At 58.2% G+C, this 19,837-nt stretch carries 18 protein-coding genes; 10 read left to right on the top strand and 8 right to left on the bottom strand.

What is annotated here, in order from left to right; all coding sequences use genetic code 11:
* Nucleotides 1–4 precede the first annotated feature (4 nt).
* From cyoD to QC816_RS02045, 5 genes are all read right to left on the bottom strand, one after another.
* Entirely contained in the window at nucleotides 5–322 is a 318-nt protein-coding gene (cyoD, locus tag QC816_RS02065; RefSeq protein WP_066316837.1) for a cytochrome o ubiquinol oxidase subunit IV, read from the bottom strand.
* Between the two features lies 1 nt (nucleotide 323).
* Nucleotides 324–944 (bottom strand): cytochrome o ubiquinol oxidase subunit III, encoded by a 621-nt coding sequence (gene cyoC / locus QC816_RS02060; protein WP_085918158.1) that lies wholly within the window; start codon nucleotides 942–944, stop codon nucleotides 324–326.
* A gap of 2 nt (nucleotides 945–946) precedes the next feature.
* Complete coding sequence (cyoB, locus tag QC816_RS02055; protein WP_085918159.1) at nucleotides 947–2,986, bottom strand: cytochrome o ubiquinol oxidase subunit I; 2,040 nt, start codon at nucleotides 2,984–2,986, stop codon at nucleotides 947–949.
* A 3-nt stretch (nucleotides 2,987–2,989) separates the two neighbouring features.
* Nucleotides 2,990–3,946, bottom strand: coding sequence for a ubiquinol oxidase subunit II (gene cyoA / locus QC816_RS02050; RefSeq protein WP_309780706.1), 957 nt, complete (start codon nucleotides 3,944–3,946; stop codon nucleotides 2,990–2,992).
* A 308-nt stretch (nucleotides 3,947–4,254) separates the two neighbouring features.
* Nucleotides 4,255–5,022 (bottom strand): DeoR family transcriptional regulator, encoded by a 768-nt coding sequence (locus QC816_RS02045; protein ID WP_309780704.1) that lies wholly within the window; start codon nucleotides 5,020–5,022, stop codon nucleotides 4,255–4,257.
* Between the two features lie 309 nt (nucleotides 5,023–5,331).
* Between QC816_RS02045 and QC816_RS02040 the strand changes: the two genes are divergently transcribed.
* From QC816_RS02040 to QC816_RS02005, 8 genes are all read left to right on the top strand, one after another.
* Nucleotides 5,332–6,171 (top strand): outer membrane protein OmpK, encoded by an 840-nt coding sequence (locus QC816_RS02040; RefSeq protein ID WP_422823723.1) that lies wholly within the window; start codon nucleotides 5,332–5,334, stop codon nucleotides 6,169–6,171.
* Between the two features lie 31 nt (nucleotides 6,172–6,202).
* Nucleotides 6,203–7,486, top strand: coding sequence for a NupC/NupG family nucleoside CNT transporter (locus QC816_RS02035; protein ID WP_309780702.1), 1,284 nt, complete (start codon nucleotides 6,203–6,205; stop codon nucleotides 7,484–7,486).
* Nucleotides 7,487–7,577: 91 nt separating this feature from the next.
* On the top strand, nucleotides 7,578–8,381 hold the full coding sequence (gene deoC, locus QC816_RS02030; RefSeq protein WP_309780700.1) for a deoxyribose-phosphate aldolase: 804 nt from the start codon (nucleotides 7,578–7,580) through the stop codon (nucleotides 8,379–8,381).
* A gap of 1 nt (nucleotide 8,382) precedes the next feature.
* On the top strand, nucleotides 8,383–9,708 hold the full coding sequence (deoA, locus tag QC816_RS02025; protein WP_309780698.1) for a thymidine phosphorylase: 1,326 nt from the start codon (nucleotides 8,383–8,385) through the stop codon (nucleotides 9,706–9,708).
* Complete coding sequence (locus QC816_RS02020; protein ID WP_309780697.1) at nucleotides 9,708–10,952, top strand: phosphopentomutase; 1,245 nt, start codon at nucleotides 9,708–9,710, stop codon at nucleotides 10,950–10,952. Before deoA ends, QC816_RS02020 begins: the two co-directional genes overlap by 1 nt.
* 14 nt (nucleotides 10,953–10,966) lie before the next feature.
* Nucleotides 10,967–11,692: a purine-nucleoside phosphorylase gene (gene deoD / locus QC816_RS02015; RefSeq protein ID WP_309780695.1), complete on the top strand. Its 726-nt coding sequence runs from the start codon at nucleotides 10,967–10,969 to the stop codon at nucleotides 11,690–11,692.
* 23 nt (nucleotides 11,693–11,715) lie between these two features.
* Nucleotides 11,716–12,123, top strand: coding sequence for a cytidine deaminase (gene cdd, locus QC816_RS02010; protein WP_309780693.1), 408 nt, complete (start codon nucleotides 11,716–11,718; stop codon nucleotides 12,121–12,123).
* A gap of 140 nt (nucleotides 12,124–12,263) precedes the next feature.
* A complete protein-coding gene (locus QC816_RS02005) occupies nucleotides 12,264–13,388 on the top strand; it encodes an aminotransferase class V-fold PLP-dependent enzyme (RefSeq protein WP_085918169.1) in 1,125 nt (374 codons plus the stop codon).
* 84 nt (nucleotides 13,389–13,472) lie between these two features.
* Here QC816_RS02005 and QC816_RS02000 read toward each other — a convergent pair whose 3' ends face one another.
* Nucleotides 13,473–14,162, bottom strand: coding sequence for a CBS domain-containing protein (locus QC816_RS02000; protein ID WP_268902510.1), 690 nt, complete (start codon nucleotides 14,160–14,162; stop codon nucleotides 13,473–13,475).
* A 135-nt stretch (nucleotides 14,163–14,297) separates the two neighbouring features.
* Nucleotides 14,298–15,716, bottom strand: coding sequence for a hypothetical protein (locus QC816_RS01995; RefSeq protein ID WP_309780690.1), 1,419 nt, complete (start codon nucleotides 15,714–15,716; stop codon nucleotides 14,298–14,300).
* Between the two features lie 133 nt (nucleotides 15,717–15,849).
* On the opposite strand from QC816_RS01995, the gene QC816_RS01990 reads away from it, so the two are divergent.
* A complete protein-coding gene (locus QC816_RS01990) occupies nucleotides 15,850–16,839 on the top strand; it encodes a J domain-containing protein (RefSeq protein ID WP_085918172.1) in 990 nt (329 codons plus the stop codon).
* A gap of 37 nt (nucleotides 16,840–16,876) precedes the next feature.
* Nucleotides 16,877–17,308 carry a hypothetical protein gene (locus tag QC816_RS01985; protein ID WP_264823496.1) on the top strand — a complete coding sequence of 144 codons (432 nt, stop codon included), beginning with the start codon at nucleotides 16,877–16,879 and terminating at the stop codon, nucleotides 17,306–17,308.
* Here the strand turns inward: QC816_RS01985 and QC816_RS01980 are convergent.
* Nucleotides 17,225–19,714 (bottom strand): mechanosensitive ion channel family protein, encoded by a 2,490-nt coding sequence (locus QC816_RS01980; protein WP_264823497.1) that lies wholly within the window; start codon nucleotides 19,712–19,714, stop codon nucleotides 17,225–17,227. The two genes, QC816_RS01985 and QC816_RS01980, sit on opposite strands and share 84 nt — an antisense overlap.
* Nucleotides 19,715–19,837 lie beyond the last annotated feature (123 nt).

The raw sequence follows: 19,837 nt of genomic DNA, 5'->3' as shown, positions 1-19,837 counted from the left end.
AACGTTACCCGATGTGCAGATTGAGGTGCAGGTGATGCATGATCCACAACGAACCTCCAACAACCAGGCCGAGAATAATCAAGGTGAAGACGAAAGACATGAAATTCCAGCCTTCTTCCTGCTTGGTGTCCATGTGCATGAACATCACAAGCTGCACCAATATCTGGGCGACGGCAGTGATCACGATCGTCCAGACGGTGGCATTCATGCTCAGCGCGCCGCTCATTACCGCCGCGAACGGGATAATGGTCAGCACGATGGAGAGAATCAGCCCCGTCACATAAGACTTGACGCTGCCGTGTGCAGTGGGTGAGTCCTTCATATTACAGAGCCCCCATCAGGTAGACGAATGAGAATACACAAATCCACACGATATCCAGAAAGTGCCAGAACAAGCTTAGACACAAAATACGCGGACGCGTCATATCGTTCAGACCCTTGGTACGCAGCTGATAGAGTACCACCAGGATCCAGACCAGCCCGAAGGTTACGTGCAGACCGTGTGTGCCAACCAGTGTAAAGAAGGCAGACAAGAAGGCGCTGCGATCAGGGCCATAGCCGAGATGTATGAGATGCTGGAACTCATAAATCTCCATGGCGATAAAGGCTGCCCCCAGCACGAAGGTGATCCAAAGCCATTTCTTGACCTTGTCGACCTTCTCGGCGGTCATTGCCAGCACCGCCATCCCATAGGTAAAACTACTGATCAGCAGTGCAAAGGTACCGGCCAGAATCAGTGGTAGATCAAAGATCTCTGAGCCGTCGGGTCCACCGGCCGTGCCCCGAAGGAGCACGGCAAAGGTAGCGAATAGTGTTCCGAAGATCACCAAATCGCTCATCAGGTAAACCCAGAAACCGAACACCTTGATGCTGCCGGTATCGTGGTGATCATGCGTCTCGGGATGAGCGTGATCGTCGTGGTTACTTACTGCTTCGTTCGCCATGGTTACCCCTGCATCCGGACCTGTAGATGAGACGCTTCTTCGGGATGCTGCTTCAACCACTCCCGATACTCTTCGAGGCGCTGTTTATGTGCAGTCTCAATACGTTCGACTTCAGCCGCTGGCACGTAGTAATCAATGTCGTCATTGGCAACGCGTGCGATGAAGGCGACAAACATACCGATACCACCGACAATCGCCAGCCACCAGATGTGCCATACCAGGGCAAAGCCAAAGATCATCGAGAACAGACTGATCACCGGTCCCGCAATAGTATTCCGCGGCATGTGGATGTCCTGATAAGGACCGCTGCTGATCGCATCACGACCTTCCTGCTTCTGGCGCCAGAAGTCATCGATACCGCTGATTTTCGGCAGATGCGCAAAGTTGTAGAACGGCGCAGGAGAGGACGTTGCCCACTCGAGGGTACGGCCATCCCAGGGGTCACCGCTCATGTCGGCATACTGCATGCTATGACGATTCTTAATGCTGACCGCCACCATGATCAGGGTCGACAAGATACCCATCAGGATGATGCAGGCGCCGATAAAGGCGACGATCATCATCGGCTGCCACTCAGTGGGTCCGTAAGACGACATGCGACGCACGGCCCCATCGAAGCTGAGCACGTAGAGCGGCATAAAGGCCATCAGAAAGCCGATCAACCAGCACCAGAAGCTGCGCTTGCCCCACTTTTCGTCGAGCTTGAAACCAAACGCCTTCGGGAACCAGTAGTACATTCCCGCCATCATGCCGAACACCACGCCGCCAATAATCACGTTGTGGAAGTGGGCGATAACGAACAGGCTGTTATGCAGCACAAAGTTAGCGGCCGGCACCGACAGCATGACGCCGGTCATACCACCGATGGTAAAGACGATGATGAAACCGATGAGCCACAGCATGGGCACGGACAGCTCGATGCTGCCGCGGTACATGGTGAACAGCCAGTTGAATACCTTCACGCCCGTGGGGATGGCGATGATCATCGTCATGATGCCGAAGAAGGCATTGACGTTGGCCCCCGCCCCCATGGTGAAGAAGTGGTGCAGCCACACGACAAACGACAGAATCGTAATCGCGACGGTGGCCCATACCATGGTGTGGTAGCCGAACAGCCGTTTGCGGGCGTACGTCGCCACGACTTCAGAGAACACGCCGAAGGCCGGCAGAATCAGGATGTACACCTCAGGATGGCCCCAGGCCCAGATGAGGTTGACGTACATCATCACGTTGCCGCCAAGATCGTTGGTGAAGAAGTTCATCCCCAGGTAGCGATCAAGGGTCAGCAGCGCAATCGTCGCTGTCAGAATCGGGAACGACGCGATGATCAGCACGTTGGCGCACAGCGACGTCCAGGTGAAGATCGGCATGCGGAACATTTTCATGCCCGGCGCACGCATTTTCAGGATCGTCACGAAGAAGTTGATCCCCGTCAAGGTGGTACCCACCCCGGATATCTGCAACGCCCATATCCAGTAGTCGACCCCGACCCCGGGACTGTACTCAATCCCCGAGAGAGGTGCATAGGCCAACCAGCCGGTCGTACCAAACTCGCCGATAAACAGAGATAGGTTGACAATCATCGCACCGGATACAAACAACCAGAAACTGAGGTTGTTCAGGAACGGGTAGGCGACGTCGCGCGCACCGATCTGCAGCGGCACGATCAGGTTCATCAAACCGATGACCATGGGCATGGCCACGAAGAAGATCATGATCACGCCATGGGTCGTGAACAGCTGGTCGTAGTGCTCCGGCGGCAGGAAGCCTTCTGCCCCGCCAGAGGCAATCGCCAACTGGGCACGCATCATCAGCGCTTCACCAATACCGCGGATCAGCATCACCAGTGCCACGATGAAATACATGATCCCGATCTTTTTATGATCGACCGAGGTTACCCACTCACTCCACAGGTAGCCCCACTTGCGGAAGTAGGTAACACCCCCTAACACTACCGCTCCGCCCAAGGCGGTCATGATCATCAGCGATACGATAATGGGATCGTAAAAGGGGATCGAGTCTAAACCGAGTTTTCCAAACATAGTTTACTCCGCTGCCTCCGCGTTCATCGCCATATCGCCGTTCTGCTCTTGATGATCGCTACTGGCATGTTTGTATCCGGTCTCATCAGGCAACACCTCAACAGGCTCACCGCTGTGGTAAACGTTCAGGATGTCGTCATAGAGGGTTGGCGATACTTCAGAGAAGTACTCGACCGGATGATTACGGCTTGGCTTCAACAGCTCGTTATAGCCATCGTCGAAGCTTATCGATTTGGAGGACGCTTTGACTTCTGCCACCCACTCATCGAAGCCTTCTTCCGATGTCGCATGCGCGTCAAAGGTCATGCCCGAGAAGCCCGAACCACTGTAGTTGGTAGAACGACCTGGGTAAGTGCCTTCCTCGTCTGCAATCAGATGGACGTCGTTATCCATACCCGCCATGGCATAGATCTGGCTGCCAAGCTCAGGAATGAAGAACGAATTCATCACTGACGCGGAGCTGACCCGGAAACGTACGGGCGTATCCGTGGGGAACGCTACCTCGTTGACCGTGGCAACGCCTTGCTCGGGATAGATGAACAGCCACTTCCAATCCATGGCCACAGCCTGGATTTCAAGCGTTTCTTCACCTTCCTCAGCAATGGACTTATGCGGATCCAGGCTGTTCGAGGTGTACCACGTCAACCCCGCGAGGAAGAGAACGATGACGCATGGAATCAGCCACACCACCACTTCAACCCAGGTGTTGTGAGCCCAGTCAGGCGTGTAGGCGGCCTTGTGGTTACTGCGACGATAGCGCCATGCGAAGAACAGCGTCATCCCGATAACGGGAAGCACGACGATCTGCATAATGCCAAAGGCTGTCAGAATCAGGGTGCGTTGCTCTTCGCCGATCTGACCCTTAGGATCCATCAGCGCCGAGCTACAACCACCCAGCAATAAAAATAAAGAAAGCAACAGTAGAATACCTGCCGCTTTGGCGTAGAGGTTTTTTCTCATGTTACGACCTCGTCAGGGCTGGGAGGCAAACATTGTAAACAAGCTGCCATTCTGGATAGCGAGCTAACAAAATCTCTTGAGCAAACGCAGTCGATAAGCAGGTGCTTAACGTCGACGTCTGATCGCGAGAGAGGATCGTTCGGCAGGCTAACACCGAACACAGTTACCGCAGACGAAGGCTATTCTCGCATCAATGACGCAGAAGAGAAGAGACGATTTGCCGCAGGTAAACGCCGCGGATTCTGCCACGATTGGTCCACGGCTTAAAGGTAACTTGGCAAATTTAATCCAAAAAACGACGCTAGAGGCTATGGCGCAGTGATCGTCGGGTGAGCGCTGTGCGCATCGCGCAGCAAGGCCGGGGCGCCCTCCTCGTCGGTGACAATGACGTCAAACTCACTCACTGACGCAAAGTACGCCGGTCGTACCACACCGAATTTACTGGCATCAACGACCAACAGACGCTGCATGGCCGCCGCCATCGCTGCCTGCTTGGGCACCACCTCGTGGAAGTGGAAACAGCTTACTCCGCGCTGCACATCGACTCCCGCCGCTGAAATAAACGCCTTATTGATGCCCAATCGCTCGATGGATTCGGTCATGGCATCGCTGGCGAAAGACTGCGATGCCGCATAGAACAACCCGCCCAGCAGCACCAGCCGTACATTAGGCAGCGGGGCCACGGCATTGGCCACGTTAAGCGCATAGGTGATGACCGTCAGCTCACGATACGCCCCCAACTGATTCATCAGCGGCATCAGGGTTGAACCGCAGTCGACAAATAGCGTATCGCCGTCCTCGATAAAGCGCTGCGCCCGCTGGCAAAGGCGGCTTTTTATCTGATAATGGCTCGCCTGCTGTTCGTTCAGGTCGTATACCGGCGTTACGCCTGGCGTATGCGCCATGACCAGACGCCCCCCCAGCAGGCTGATCACGTGCGGGTGGGCATTCAGATCCCGGCGAATGGTCATCTCCGACACGCCGCACAACGCCGCCGCATCACGCAAATGCAGCGTCCCGCCGCTGGCAAGTGCCTCCTGCAAGGTTGCCAAGCGCAACGTACTCCGGTCTTTCATGGGCAGCTTCTCCTGGTAACGGCCTGTTGTGTTTGGATGGGCCTAGGTTATCGCTGAGCGCCTCGACGCCTGCCGCCGGGGCATCCTTTATGCTGAGCCAGCACACAGGGAATTACCATTGAACCAGCAACTTTTAAAGCGCATGTCAGCCGTTTTTCATTTAAACACCGTTGACGGGGTAGGGTTTGCAAATTCACGTTAGAAAAATAACACTAAATGTTATAATTTTAACATCACAACAAAACGCCAGCCCTCACGTCCGTCGTCGAGGCGGATCAAAACTGCCACTAACAATCTGTTGAGGCTCTCATGACTGCTCGCACACACGTTACTACCGCTTTCTCTTCACGTGCGTCGCTCGCGGCGTTCGGCGCTGGCATATTAATGGCCGGCGCCGCCAGTACCGCCAATGCGGACACCTTTGACCCCATCTGGTCGTTTGCCAACGTATCGGTCAACTACCTTGACTGGTCCGACGGCACCGAAGCGCGCACCGCCAACAATGCAGCGAAAAGCGACTTTCTATTTCTCGAAATCGAGGGCGGCCTGGGCTACGAATGGGGGGAATTCTACGGTTTCTTCGACTTCGAGAACCCCACCAACGACCAGTTCGACGAAGCCAGCGGCGGCACCGACAACTTCCGCACGGCGGGCAAGCTCACCTCGCATATCTATCTGGGTGATAGCCCGCTATCCATTTACGCCCACCTGTACGACTTCCGCGATTACGGCTTCAACGCCCGCGAGCAGGATCAGATCCTCGGTCTCGGCTATATCACCAGCTTCGATAACGGCCTGTGGTTCAAGCCGTTTATCGGTGCCGCACGGGTGCAGAGCGATGCCTATACCGGTTCGAACGGCTTCATGGCCGGCTGGGTGGCAGGCTACGATTTCAATGCGTTCGGGCAGCAGTTTGGCGTGACCAACTGGCACGAGCAGACCTTTGGTCGCGACGATGAGTACCTGGAGCAGAACTATGTCGGCGGCAAGGCGGACAGCGTGGGTACCAATGGCGCCGTCAGCCTGTGGTGGCACCCGACCGAACTGGTGACGACCGGCATCCAGTACCGGTATTCTGACGAGAAGCTGGGTACCCGCAACAACTACCAGAATGCGATGATTTACACCGTGAAGCTCAACCTGCTGTAAAAGCGCCTAACGCGACACCAAGGATTTCCTTATGACACTCCTGATGAGCTTGGTCGGCATGGTCACCCTGGTGACCATCGCCCTGATCTTTTCTTACGATCGCAAGTCGATCCGCTTGCGCACGGTGCTCGGCGCGTTTGGCATTCAGGCGGGTATTGGCGCCTTTGTGCTTTATGTCCCCTTTGGCCAGACGGTGCTGCAAACCATTTCGGCGGGGGTCAGCCAGATTCTCGTCTACGCCGACGACGGCATCAGCTTCCTGTTCGGCGGCCTGGCCGATGCCGACGCAGTAGGCTTTGTCTTTGCCATCAAGGTACTGCCGGTCATCATCTTCTTCTCTTCGCTGATCGCGGTGCTTTACTACCTCGGCATCATGCAGTGGGTGATCCGCATCCTGGGTGGCGCGCTGCAGAAGGCGCTGGGCACCTCGCGTACCGAGTCGCTTTCCGCTACGGCAAACATCTTTGTCGGCCAAACCGAAGCGCCCCTGGTGGTGCGTCCGTTTATCGCCCGCATGACGCCTTCCCAGCTGTTTGCCGTGATGTGCGGCGGCTTGGCTTCCGTCGCCGGTTCGGTGCTCGCGGGCTACGCCGCCCTGGGCATTCCCATGGAATACCTGGTCGCCGCCTCCTTCATGGCGGCCCCCGGCGGCCTGCTGTTTGCTAAACTGATCATGCCGGAAACCCAGGATCCCAAAGATGCCGACAGCGTTTCCAAGGTAGAGGAGGAGCTTGACGAACAATCGGACAAGCCCAGCAACGTCCTCGACGCTGCAGCGTCTGGCGCCACTTCCGGCCTGATGCTGGCGGCCAACGTGGGCGCGATGCTGCTGGCCTTCATCGCGCTGATCGCCCTGATCAACGGCATTCTGGGCGGTGTCGGCGGCTGGGTAGGTTTCGAATCGTTGAGCCTTGAGTGGATCCTGGGCTGGCTGTTTGCCCCGCTGGCGTTCCTGCTCGGGGTGCCCTGGGAAGAGGCCACGCTTGCCGGCTCGTTCATCGGCCAGAAGCTGGTGGTCAACGAGTTTGTCGCCTATATCAACCTGGCGCCCTATATCGAGGGCGAGCAGATGGTCGCGGCAACCGGACAGGCCATGACGCCGCACACCATGGCGATTCTTTCCTTTGCCCTGTGCGGCTTCGCAAACCTGTCGTCGATTGCGATTCTGCTCGGCGGCCTGGGGAGCATCGCCCCCACCCGTCGCAAGGAAATCGCCCGGTTTGGCGTCAAGGCGGTATTGGCCGGTACACTGTCCAACCTGATGTCGGCGTCGATTGCGGGCTTCTTCCTTGCCCTGGGCAGCGCCGCTAGCTGAACGCGACATACGGCTATAATCCCGGGCGCTGCTGTCTTATACGGCAGTGCCCGTTTTTTTCAGTTAATGATTAACCCTACCACTGTGTGAGATGTCCATGACCGCTTCGATTAACGTGACCCTTGCCGCGCGCCAGGCGCTTTCACTAATGGACTTGACCAGTCTCAACGATACCGACACCGATGCGTCCACCGAATCGCTGTGCAAAAAGGCAAAAACTCCCTTTGGCTACCCGGCGGCGGTATGCGTCTACCCCCAGTTCGTCGTGACCGCGCGTCGCGCCCTCACCGCCCACGAGCTCAACGGTGACGTCAAAATTGCCACGGTCACCAACTTTCCCCACGGCGGTGACGACATCATGGGCGCCGCCCGCGAGACCCGTGAAGCCGTCGCGTCCGGGGCAGATGAAGTCGATGTCGTTTTCCCCTACCGCGCCCTCATGGCGGGCGACGAAGAGACCGGCCGCGAGCTGGTGGAAATGTGCCATGCGGCCTGCGGTGGCCAGGCGCTGTTGAAAGTCATCATTGAGGCCGGCGAGCTTAAAGAGCCTGCGCTTATCAAGCGGGCAAGCGAGCTGGCCATTGAAGGCGGCGCCGACTTTATCAAGACCTCAACCGGCAAGGTGGCGGTCAACGCAACGCTGGAATCCGCCGAGATCATGCTCCAGGCGATCAAAGCCAGCGGCAAGGATGTCGGGTTCAAGGCGGCAGGTGGCGTCAAGACAGCCGAAGAGGCCGCCGAATACCTGGCTCTCGCCGCCAACATCATGGGGGACCAGTGGATCTCGCCACGCCACTTCCGGTTTGGTGCGTCCAGCCTGCTGGGGGACTTGCTCAATACCCTGAGTGGCAACCCGCAGACCGCGTCGCTCTCGCGTAATGACGGAGGCTACTAACATGCTCCCGCAAGAACTGATTCGCCTCAAGCGCGATAACCAGCCGCTGCCGGCAGAAGAAATCAAGGCCTTTGTTCAGAGCATTGCCGATGACCGTATCAGTGATGCCCAGATTGGCGCCTTTACCATGGCGGTGTTTTTAAACGGCATGAGCCGTGAGGAAGTCGTCGCGCTGACCACCGCCACCCGTGACTCCGGTCACGTCATGCAATGGGATTCGCTTGACCTGCCGGGCCCGATCGTCGACAAGCACTCCACCGGCGGCGTGGGTGACCTGGTCTCTCTGGTACTCGGCCCCTGGGTCGCCGCCTGCGGCGCTTTCGTACCGATGATTTCCGGCCGCGGCCTGGGCCACACCGGCGGCACGCTGGACAAGCTGGAATCCATTCCCGGCTATAACCCCTACCCCGCCCCGGAGCGCTTCGGCGATGTGGTCAAATCCACTGGCGTGGCGATCATCGGCCAGACCGGCAACCTCGCTCCAGCGGACAAGCGCATCTACGGTGTGCGTGACGTGACCGCCACAGTGGAATCCATCCCGCTGATCACCGCCTCTATCCTGGGCAAAAAGCTGGCCTCCGGCCTGGATGCCCTGGTCATGGATGTCAAAGTCGGCAGCGGCGCCTTCATGCCCACGCCGGAAAAATCCCGCGAACTGGCCAAGAGCATTGCCAACGTGGCTACACAGGCGGGCACACCTACCACCGCCCTGCTCACCGACATGAGCCAGCCGCTGGCTCCCTGCGCCGGTAACGCGGTCGAAATCGTCGAAACCCTGGCGCTATTGGGCGGCGAACGCTCCAACAGTCGGGTGATGCAGGTAACCCGCGAACTGGCGGTGGAAATGCTGATGGCGGGCAAGTTGGTCAATAGCCGCGAGGAAGCGCTGACCAAGCTTGAAAAAGCCCTCACGTCAGGTGCGGCGGCCGAGGTCTTTGCCCGCATGGTGAGCGAGCTTGGTGGCCCTGCCGACTTCATGGAGCGCTCGGATCACTACCTGGCCAAAGCCGACGTGGTCAAGCCAGTGTATGCCGAACAATCAGGCATCATCCAGCGCATTGACACTCGTGCCGTCGGCATGAGCGTGGTGGAACTCGGCGGGGGACGCCTGCGTAACGACGCCAACGTCGACCACAGCGTAGGCTTCAGCGACATTGCCGAAATCGGCGACCGTGTTGATAGCCAACACCCCATCGCCATGGTTCACGCCAACAGCGAAGACGCCGCCGCCCTTGCCGCCGCCCAGCTTCGCGCTGCGGTCACCTTGGGTGACGCCCCCGCGACCGCCGATACGCTACTTCAAGATACCTTCAGAGGAGAAGCCTGATGCGCCGCGCCATTGTTGTTGTCCTCGACTCATTCGGCATCGGCAGCGCGCCGGATGCCAACCAGTTCGGCGACCAGGGGGCTGACACCCTGGGCCATATTGCCGCCGCCTGCGCCCGCGGCGAAGCGGATACCGCCGAGCGCTCAGGCCCTTTGAAACTGCCCAACATGGCAAAACTCGGCCTGTTTCACGCCCACCGCGATGCCACGGGAAAAGTCGCCGAGGGCGTTGACCTGCCGGATACGCTGACAGGTGCCTACGCCCACGCTAAAGAGATTTCCAGCGGCAAGGATACGCCGTCGGGCCACTGGGAAATTGCCGGCGTGCCCGTTCGCTTCGACTGGGGCTACTTCCTCGATAAAACCGACAGTTTCCCGACAGAGCTGCTCGACAGGATTGTCGATGCCGCCAACCTGCCCGGCGTGATCGGCAACTGCCACGCCTCGGGCACCGAGATCATCGCCCGCCTGGGCGAAGAGCATGTCGCCACGGGCAAGCCCATCGTCTACACCTCGGCGGATTCCGTGTTTCAGATTGCCGCCCACGAGGAGCACTTCGGCCTCGAACGGCTCTATGAACTATGCGAAACCGTGCGCGGTCTGCTCGAGCCCTACAACATTGGCCGCGTGATCGCCCGCCCCTTTGTCGGCAATGACCGCGACGACTTTGCGCGTACCGGCAATCGCCGCGACTACAGCGTCGAGCCCCCCACGCCTACGGTGCTGCAAAAGCTCGCCGAAGCAGGGGGCGAAGTGGTGTCGATCGGCAAGATTGCCGATATCTACGCCCACTGCGGCATTACCCACAAGGTCAAGGCCAGCGGTCACGACGCGCTGATGGAAGCGACGCTTGGCGAGGTAGCTCGCACTGCCAAGGAAACCAGCGACCGCCCGACCATGATCATGACCAACTTTGTCGATTTTGATTCGGTCTACGGTCACCGCCGCGACGTGCCGGGCTATGCGGCCGCGCTCGAGCATTTCGATGCCCGCTTGCCCGAGCTGTTCGCCGCGCTCAACGAGGATGACCTGCTGCTGCTTACCGCCGATCACGGCTGCGACCCCAGTTGGGAAGGTACCGAGCACACCCGCGAATACGTACCGGTCATGGTACGCGGCGCCGGTTTCACCCCCGGCCCCATGGGCGAACGCGGCACCTTTGCTGATATCGGCCAGACGCTCGCCGACTACTTCGCGCTCGAAGCCATGGCCGATGGCGAAAGCTTTTTATCCAGCGCCGCTTAAAGGAGAAACCTACAATGGCGACACCGCATATTAATGCTGAGAAAGGCGATTTTGCCGATACCGTGCTGATGCCCGGCGACCCGCTGCGTGCCAAGTTCATCGCCGAGACCTACCTGGACGATGTCCGCCTGGTCAACGACGTGCGCAGCATGCTTGGCTATACCGGCACCTACAAAGGCCGCGAGATTTCGGTCATGGGCCATGGCATGGGCATCCCCTCGGTCTCGATCTACGCCAAGGAACTGATCACCGACTACGGCGTTAAATCCGTGATTCGTGTCGGCTCCTGCGGCGCGGTACGCGACGACGTCAACGTCCGCGACGTGGTTATCGGCATGGGTGCGTGCACCGACTCCAAGGTTAACCGCATGCGCTTCAACGACCACGATTTTGCTGCGATTGCCGACTTCGATCTGACCCAGCACGCGGTCGCCGCCGCCAACGCGCAAAACGTGCCGGTGAAAGTCGGCAACATTTTCTCGGCAGATCTGTTCTATAACCCGCAGACCGAGATGGCCGAGATGCTCAAGCGCTACGGCATTGTCGGCGTCGAGATGGAAGCGGCAGGTCTCTACGGCGTGGCCGCGGAATTCGGCGCCCGGGCGCTGACCATCTGCACGGTATCCGACCATATTCTGAAAGGCGACTCGCTCTCCAGCGCCGACCGCCAAACCACCTTCAATGACATGATGACAATTGCGCTCGACACGGTATTACGCGACGACGCAGCGCGCACCTGAAGGCCAACACCAAGGAAATCGCCATGAGCCAAGTCGATTCGGCACTGGTTGAGACACTACTGACAGCGCTCGGCAATGCCTACGCGCCCTATTCCAGCCACCCAGTGGCCGCCGTGATGGAGTGCCCGGACGGCCAGCAGTTCGCCGGTTGCAACGTCGAAGTGGCCCACTACAAAGGGCTCTGTGCCGAAGCCTCGGCGATTTCCGCCATGGCAACCGCCGGGCAACGCGAACTTGCCAAGGTCTATGTGATGGGTCCCGGCGAGCATCTGTGTACGCCCTGCGGCGACTGTCGCCAGCGTATCCGCGAGTTCGCCACGCCCGACACGCAGATCCTGGTGCTTTCTCGCGAAGGCGAGGTGCTGAAGACCTACACCATGGACACGCTGCTGCCCGACGCCTTCGGCCCCGAGCAACTGCCGGCGCGATAACGCCCTCTGTATATCTCTAACGACCAGCCCCTTGTGGGCTGGTTTTGTGCGTTTATTGCTCGTACTCTTACTCTTAAGAAAACCTGATTGTACAAGACAAAATGTGCCGATTGAGAGCGCATCACACACTGGAGAACGCCATGGCTGGACTATTGCCCAACGTCGACCCCGACGGCCTGCTGGAATATTCGGTGGTCTATACCGACCGCTCGCTGAACCATATGTCGCAGCAGTTTCAGGGCGTGATGCGCGATATTTCCGCCACGCTCAAAGAAGTTTACAACGCCCATACGGCTGTCATCGTGCCGGGTAGCGGTACCTTCGGCATGGAAGCGGTTGCGCGCCAGTTCGCTGTCGACCAGCCGACGCTGGTCATTCGTAACGGCTGGTTCAGCTACCGCTGGACGCAGATTATCGAGATGGGCCGACTGACCGACCAGCACACCGTGCTGAAAGCACGGCGCGAAGCTCCCAACGACCCGCACTCCCCCTTCGCGCCGGTACCCGCCGACGAGGTTGCTGAGCGCATTCGTGCTGAAAAGCCAGCGGTCGTTTTTGCCCCTCAGGTGGAAACGTCCGCCGGGATGCTCTTGCCGGACGACTACATCCGGACCGTTGCCCAGGCGACCCGTGATGTGGGCGGCCTGTTTGTGCTCGACGCGATTGCTGCCGGCACGCTGTGGGTGGACATGCAGTCGCTGGGTGTGGATGTCGTGGTCAGCGCGCCGCAAAAGGGGTGGAGCGGCTCGCCCTGCTGCGCCATGGTGATGCTGTCGGACCGTGCGGCCCAGCGTCTTTCCGAGACGCAGAGCAACAGCTTTGCCTGTGACCTGGGAAAGTGGCACAGCATCATGCAGGCCTACGAGAACGGCGGGCACGCCTACCACGCCACCATGCCCACCGATGCCTTGCGCCAGCTGCGCGACATCATGCAGGAAACGCGTGACTACGGCTTTGGCAAGGTCAAAGAGGAGCAGCAGGCGATCGGTCGAGATGTCCGCGCCATGCTCAAGCGCCACGGCTTTGCAAGCGTCGCGGCAAATGGCTTCGAGGCCCCGGGTGTGGTGGTGTGTTACACCGACGACAGCGGCCTGGTTGGCAAGCTCGCCCGGGCTGGCGTGCAGGTGGCCGGCGGGGTGCCACTAATGTGCGATGAGGGCGACCACTTCCAGACCTTCCGGATTGGACTGTTCGGGCTCGATAAGCTACACCATACCCAGCGCAGTGTTGATAGCCTGGAAAAAGCCATCGAGGCAGTCAGCTAGGTATGGAAAAGCCTGCTATCCGCGATAGCAGGCTTTTGGCAAGTCGCACCAGCCCACTAGCGAGCCGACCACAACAATCAAGGGCTACATATAGCCCACGCCACGCGGCATCATGCCAAGGTTGTTTTCAACCTGCGTCACCCCTGCAACGTTCTCTGCCACCACCGTCACGGCCTTTTTCTGTTCAAGGGATTCAACCAGCCCCCAGACTTCCACGCCGCCGCCATCGACAATCAGACTGATATTTTCGACGCGCACGTCGGTATGGCGTTCAATGTCGTTAAGGATGGCTTCGCGAATTTGTCGATCGTCTGCGGGCGACTGTGTTGGCCCCACGACGGCATTCGCAATGCCTTGCAATAAATTAGCGCGACTGACGATGCCCACCAATTTGCCATCACGCAGAACAGGCACGCGTTTGATGTGGTGCTTTTCCAGCAGGCGAGCAATGCTGTGTATTGGCGTGTTTTCCTCAATGCTCAGTGGGTTGGGCGTCATGACATCCTGAGCTTTACGACCATGGGATTTCACATAGCCGCTTGAACTTTTGCCGGCCCCCAAAAGCGACAACCAACCTGACTGGGGGTGGCCGTCATCGTCTTTTAACCGACGCATCAAATCGCCTTCGCTGACAATCCCGACCACTCTATGCTCACCATCCACCACAGGGACAGCACTGATACGGTGGCTAAGCAGCAATTGTGCGATATCGCGCACATCGGTGTCGGGCGCCACACTCACCACTTTGGGCGTCATGATATCGATAGCTTGCATGGTGCTCCTCCTGGCAACGGGCCCTTGCGACGTTATCGTCGTAGTTTGCAAAGCCCTATATCTCAGACTAGCCCGCTGCTCTTCAGTTGCCCATGCTGACGCCCATTAGTTGGCGCCTTTTTGATCTAGCGCAGTTTATTCGCTGGCCTTCTCTGTGCCGCTCTCCCCGACTTTTTCTACGTCGACAATCCCAGATCGGCTGACCACGACCTTCCAGCGGGCCAGGTAAGGCTGATCTTCGCTCCCGGTTTCGCGAATGACCAGGTTGAACAGATGACGACGCTCGACACTTTCACGCACGGCCTGGCCTTCTTTAAGTCGATAGACGGCGTACTTGCCCTTGCTCATCAGCCGGGTCAGCATGGAGATATCGAGCGTTAAGCTTTCCTGGGTATGTTCGTAACCACTCAGGAAGCGGGTCGGCGACATCCGAGAGCGTGAACGGTAATGCAGCACCACCTCCTCACGCTGGGCCACGGTCCGGCGACGCAACTGCTGAATTTCAGCGTCCAGGGATGAATAGCGCTTATAGTCGAACCATTCGAGTTGATGCCCCACCGACACATTGCGGTTGGGGTCGACGTACTGGCGCCGCCACTTAGGCCGTCCACGGCGCAGCCAGCGCCATAGCGTATTACGTAAATCGTCTTTGAAGACTTCGCGCATGGCATAAAGTACGGCCATGGCAATCACAAACAACGCGGTAATATCGCCGAGGGTATCGCGCAGACGAAGTACGCCAAACGAAACAAAGGCCATCACTACAGCCGTCGCCAAGGCTTTGACGGCTTTTTGCTCACCTCCGCCCAATTCCTGGGGCCGCTGCTTGAGGGTAATGGGATATTCGATCAAGCGCCGCAGCAAACGCATTTTATTCGACATGCGGGTAGGGTCAGCCATCACCCGTTCGGCGTTGTATTCCTGCTCGCGCCGGTAGGCTTCTTCACGCTGGCAAATCGCCACAAACCGGTGACGGATAGGGGTAAACTCACCGCCCCTGGGCATGTGAGCCACCAGCGCCAATAACTGCTGTTCGGTAAACCACGACAGATAATTATCAATGTTGGTGAAATACTTGGTCAGTCGTTCATCCCGGGGCGGATGGCGACGCAGGCGCCTCAGAATGCTTTCACTCAAATCACTGGTTTCCTGCAGCTGGTCACGCAGACGATCGGCGCTTTCCTGGTCGACCTGATGTTTATCTTCGCTTCGGCGTATATCCCGCGCACTAGCCAGCATCGCTTGCGTATTGCGCTCCATGGCGCCAACGTATTGATAAGCATAAAGGCTGAGGCTTAGACGATAGGAGTCACTGCCCAACTGGTTGCGGCTCGCCAGGCGGCTGTGCACCAAGGGCAGATGATATTCGTCACTGTAGTAGGTACGCGACACTTGAATCGCCGCGTGGTAGAACGCCTCCTCCGAAATCAGCTGGGTCGAAAGGCCAAGATCCCCAGGCACGAATAGATAAATATCCAGGTTGTGAGAGGTTTCTTCCTTCAAGCGGCGTGAAATACGCAGTTGAAAGCTATTTTTACGTTCTACATTAATCAACTCACCAATCTCCTGCTTCCCTGGATACGTCAATGCGATAACATGTCATTATCTCGAACCGGTGAAGGCCTTGCCTTAAGGCACGCCTGACGCCACTATTGCCCGCTGTTCTTTTCGCTTTGGGAGCCTGTGGATGTCCATGGCCCGTTTTTCACCCTTTGAGCTGGTGCTGTTAAATAGCCGCAGCCAAGTGGATACGGCAACGCTACTATTGCTGGCTTGGGTACTTGTGAACCGCCAGCACGTGTCGGAAGGTCAGCGACGCCGTCGCCTGGCCCAGGTCACGGCGCAGTTTCGTCATGGACATGAATTGGGGCCGGTCATGAGCATTGCCCATAGTCAGGACCTTCAAGCCATTCAGCTGGCCGCCGAGATTCTGCGTAAAGAGTGCTCGCAGGAGCGCAGCTTGAGTGTATTGCACCAGTCGATCACCGTGGCAACCGATGACGGAGAACTGTCGTTAGCCAACCATTATATCCTGCGCTTTCTGGCGGACTTGCTCAATGTGACCCCCACAACCCTGAGCACCTTGTTTCATGAACTAACGGGCCGGCCGTTTGTGTCTCCTGAAGATCCCAGTCGTCATGCCTACTGGCAGCATCACAATCCTGACTATTTTAACCAAAAGGCACGCGAGGCCGCTGCTGAACAGCAGGCTCGGGACGAAGCAGCACAGCAGGCCGATGAGAAACACCAGCAACGCAAACAGAAAAAACAGCGTAAGCAGCAGGAAAAGCAGCGCCAACAGGAAGAGGCTCAAGCGCGTCAGGCGCACGCCCGACAGGAACGTGAACGCCAACGGCAACGCGATGACCAGTACCGCCGCGAACAGGCTCAGCGTGAACAGGCGCATCAAGACCGGTCTCGGTACGAACGCGCCCAGGGTGAACGCCGACAGTGGCAGCGCACCGCACCTCCCCCGGACCGTACCACGCGTGCCCTGGCCGTCCTCGGGCTGCCGCCGGGGGCCAGCCGCAGCGACGTACGCCTCGCTTATCGGCGCATGGCACAGCTTCATCACCCGGATCGTTTTTTTACCGAAAGCGAGCATCAGGTGGCGCTTGCCTCCGCACGTTTCCAGCGGATCAAAAACGCGTATGATTACCTGATGCAAACCTACTAAAAGACGCAGCAGCGACAGACGGAATAACCACAAAACTATGCGCGATTTGTATCAACGCCTATCACTTTCACCAGAGGCAAGTGAGCACGACATCCACAATGCCGTGATGCGCTGCCCCAACAGTGCCCTACGCCAGGACGCTGAGAGTGTTCTCGCGGTCAACGAGCACCGTGAGGCCTACGATACGTTACACCACACGCTCAACGATATTGGCTGCCTGCGTGCGCGACTTGGCTTGACCCACGGAGCGCACTGGCAAGGCGATGTGGCCAACGATTTTTCGCTGCCACCCGATCATGCCATTTCGCGCCACGATGAAATGGTCGACCGCGTCAGCAACGCGGTCTCACTGTACAATCGCTGGCGGCGCTGGCGAGGCCCATGGCTACTCGTCACCGTGTTCGCGACCGGAGCCGGTCTCGGCATCATAATGGGATTTGCCCTCTGCATGGGGCTTGCCGCGGGATAGGCGACGGTTCTCATCACCTCCCTTGCGCTGTCGTTCATCTTTCCTGATTTCGGCTTTGGTCGGCATCGGTGCGGGTTTGGGTGGTGTCGGCCTTTCTCTCCCTCCTGATGTCTCCTCAGGGTCACTGACGTCCTCATTGGAGTGACGCTCGTCGGCTGAGTCACCGTCACCCTGCAGCCTCATGTCCACGCTGCCACCCGACGCCGTAGAACCACCTGCCAGACCTTCCATGCTGACGCTCAAACGTGGCACGCCCAGGTCGACCCCGTCGGCTTCCATGCGTTGTTTCAACATCAGGTTAAAGGCGCGGGCTACGTCCCATTGCATTTCGGGTGCGGTACGGAACCGCATGCGCAAGATAGCACCACCATCGTCAAAACTGTCGATTCCCTGCATCTCAAGCGGCGACCAGATATGGTGGCGCATCATCGGATCCTTGCGCAGTTCCTGGGCGGTTTCCTGCATCAGATGGATGGCATCGTCTATGTTCATGTCGTGGGGAATACGGATACGCATCAACGCAATACCGAACTGCCGGGACATGTTGTGGATCGATTCAATGCGGCTGAACGTGATGATATGCACAATGCCGTCAAGGTCGCGCAGCCTTACCGTTCGTAGAGTCAGGCCTTCTACCGTGCCCATGTGGCCGTTGATTTCGACAAAGTCGTCCACGGCAAGGGAGTCTTCAATCAGGATAAAAATACCCGTGATCAGATCCTGAACCAGCGTTTGCGCCCCAAAGCCGATCGCCAGACCGATGACACCGGCACCCGCCAACAGCGGCGTCACGTTAACGCCCAGATTGGCGAGTCCGGCAATAACGGCAATAATCAGAATCGTGATGAATATGACGTTGCGGATCATCGGTGTGATGGTTTGCGCACGCGCCTGATTGACCCGTTTACCGCGGGAGCGCGTTGATGAGATCAACGCGCGCTGAATGGCCGTATCGGCAAAAATCCATACCAGCCAGGCCAGCAGTACGGTTCCGCCCAGGCTCACCAGGGCTGGGCCAAGCTGGGCGCCCGCCAGGCCGCGCTGGCCCAGGCCAAACATCGAGCTACCCCATACCTGCATCGACAGTTCAGCAAAGACCACCCAAGCACAAATGTGTGCCAGCACGAATCCAAAACGCTCAAGCCGCTTTCGGTACTGACTCTGCCGACGGCGACGGTGGCGGCGCTGACCCAAGCGCTCAGCTTGACGACGCAGCAGGCCAGTCACAACCAGCGTCAGTACCAGTAGGCTCGCCGAAATGATCGACCGGGCAAGTGCCGTGCCCACATCGCCAACGGTAATAAAGATCGCCAGCAAAGAGCCACCTACCAACAGCAGCGCAGGGATATGCCACAGCCCACCGAGCGCGCGAATCATCTCCACAGCAGTGTTGGCATCCCGCCGTTGCTTGTAGGGGCGGTTACAGATCAGGTGACGCACTGGACGTTTGAATTTGATCACGAAGCGGGCCGAGATCAACGCTGCCAGCATATTGGCCAGTACGGAAACCAGGCTGGAAAGCTCGTTGCCCAGCATTTCGACAATGCGGGTCGAATTCACCGCATCGCCCAGTGCGATCAGCGCACCAATGACAAACAGGCCTCGCAGAGCACGCTGATGCAGCAGTTGCACGGCCGTAAACCGATGCCCACGGCTGAAGAAGGCCACGACGGTTTCAAACACCACCGAGAGCAACCGACCACAAACGCAAATATAAGCCACGACCAACACCATGGTCCGGCCTGGGCTATAAGCCATCAACTGGCCGATCCCCAGCGTAATCGCAAACGCCAGTATCCAGGGCAGGATGCGCCGAAAGAAGTGCACGACCATCAGCCAGCCTTTCGGGTCGCGGGGCAAATCAAGCGGCCACTCGCGGCGATTGGCGATCACCCTTCCTGCACCAATCATGGATACCAGCAGTCCCACCCAGACCACAGCAAGGACCGCGCCTTCGGCCACCGCACGAATCATCTCGCCGCGACTGGCGCTACTGGCCACGGCTTGCAACCCCTCACCGCCGTTGACCAGTTGACGTTGCCACTCTTCTATTGGCGAACCACCCGCCTGAGCCTGCTCACCGATGTCGGTAAGCGTATCCGCAAGCGCCCCCAGTACCCCCTGGCGAACGACCCCATCATCATTACTGGCTTCTTCCGTCGTGGTTTGCAGTTCACGCAGCGAGTTGATCAATTCGCTGCGCCGCTCTTCGTCTTCAAGCATTGAAATAACGTCATTCAGCGATCCCTGGAAGTCTTCGCTGTTAACGTCGTTCTGCTCTTCCGAGTCACCGCCACCGAGGCTTGGCAGCGAGATCGCTTGCGCGTGAGCGTGGGACGTCATGACGCCCATCAGTACAATGAAAACAAAACTAAGAACGGTATTGATTAGCCAGTGCGGTCGCACATGTTACTCCTGAACCAAGGCATCAAAAGGCAATGCCGCATAATTATCCCTCTAAAGGGCTCGCTGAGCGAATATTCTCAGCCCTCGGACGTGACTATGATAGGCTGAGCACACAAATCGTTC

This window comes from Vreelandella janggokensis (genome assembly GCF_031451615.1).
GTDB classification, from domain to species: Bacteria; Pseudomonadota; Gammaproteobacteria; order Pseudomonadales; family Halomonadaceae; genus Vreelandella; species Vreelandella janggokensis.
The sequence above is the reverse complement of the archived record's forward strand: the minus strand, read 5'-3'. Positions and strand labels throughout refer to the sequence as shown.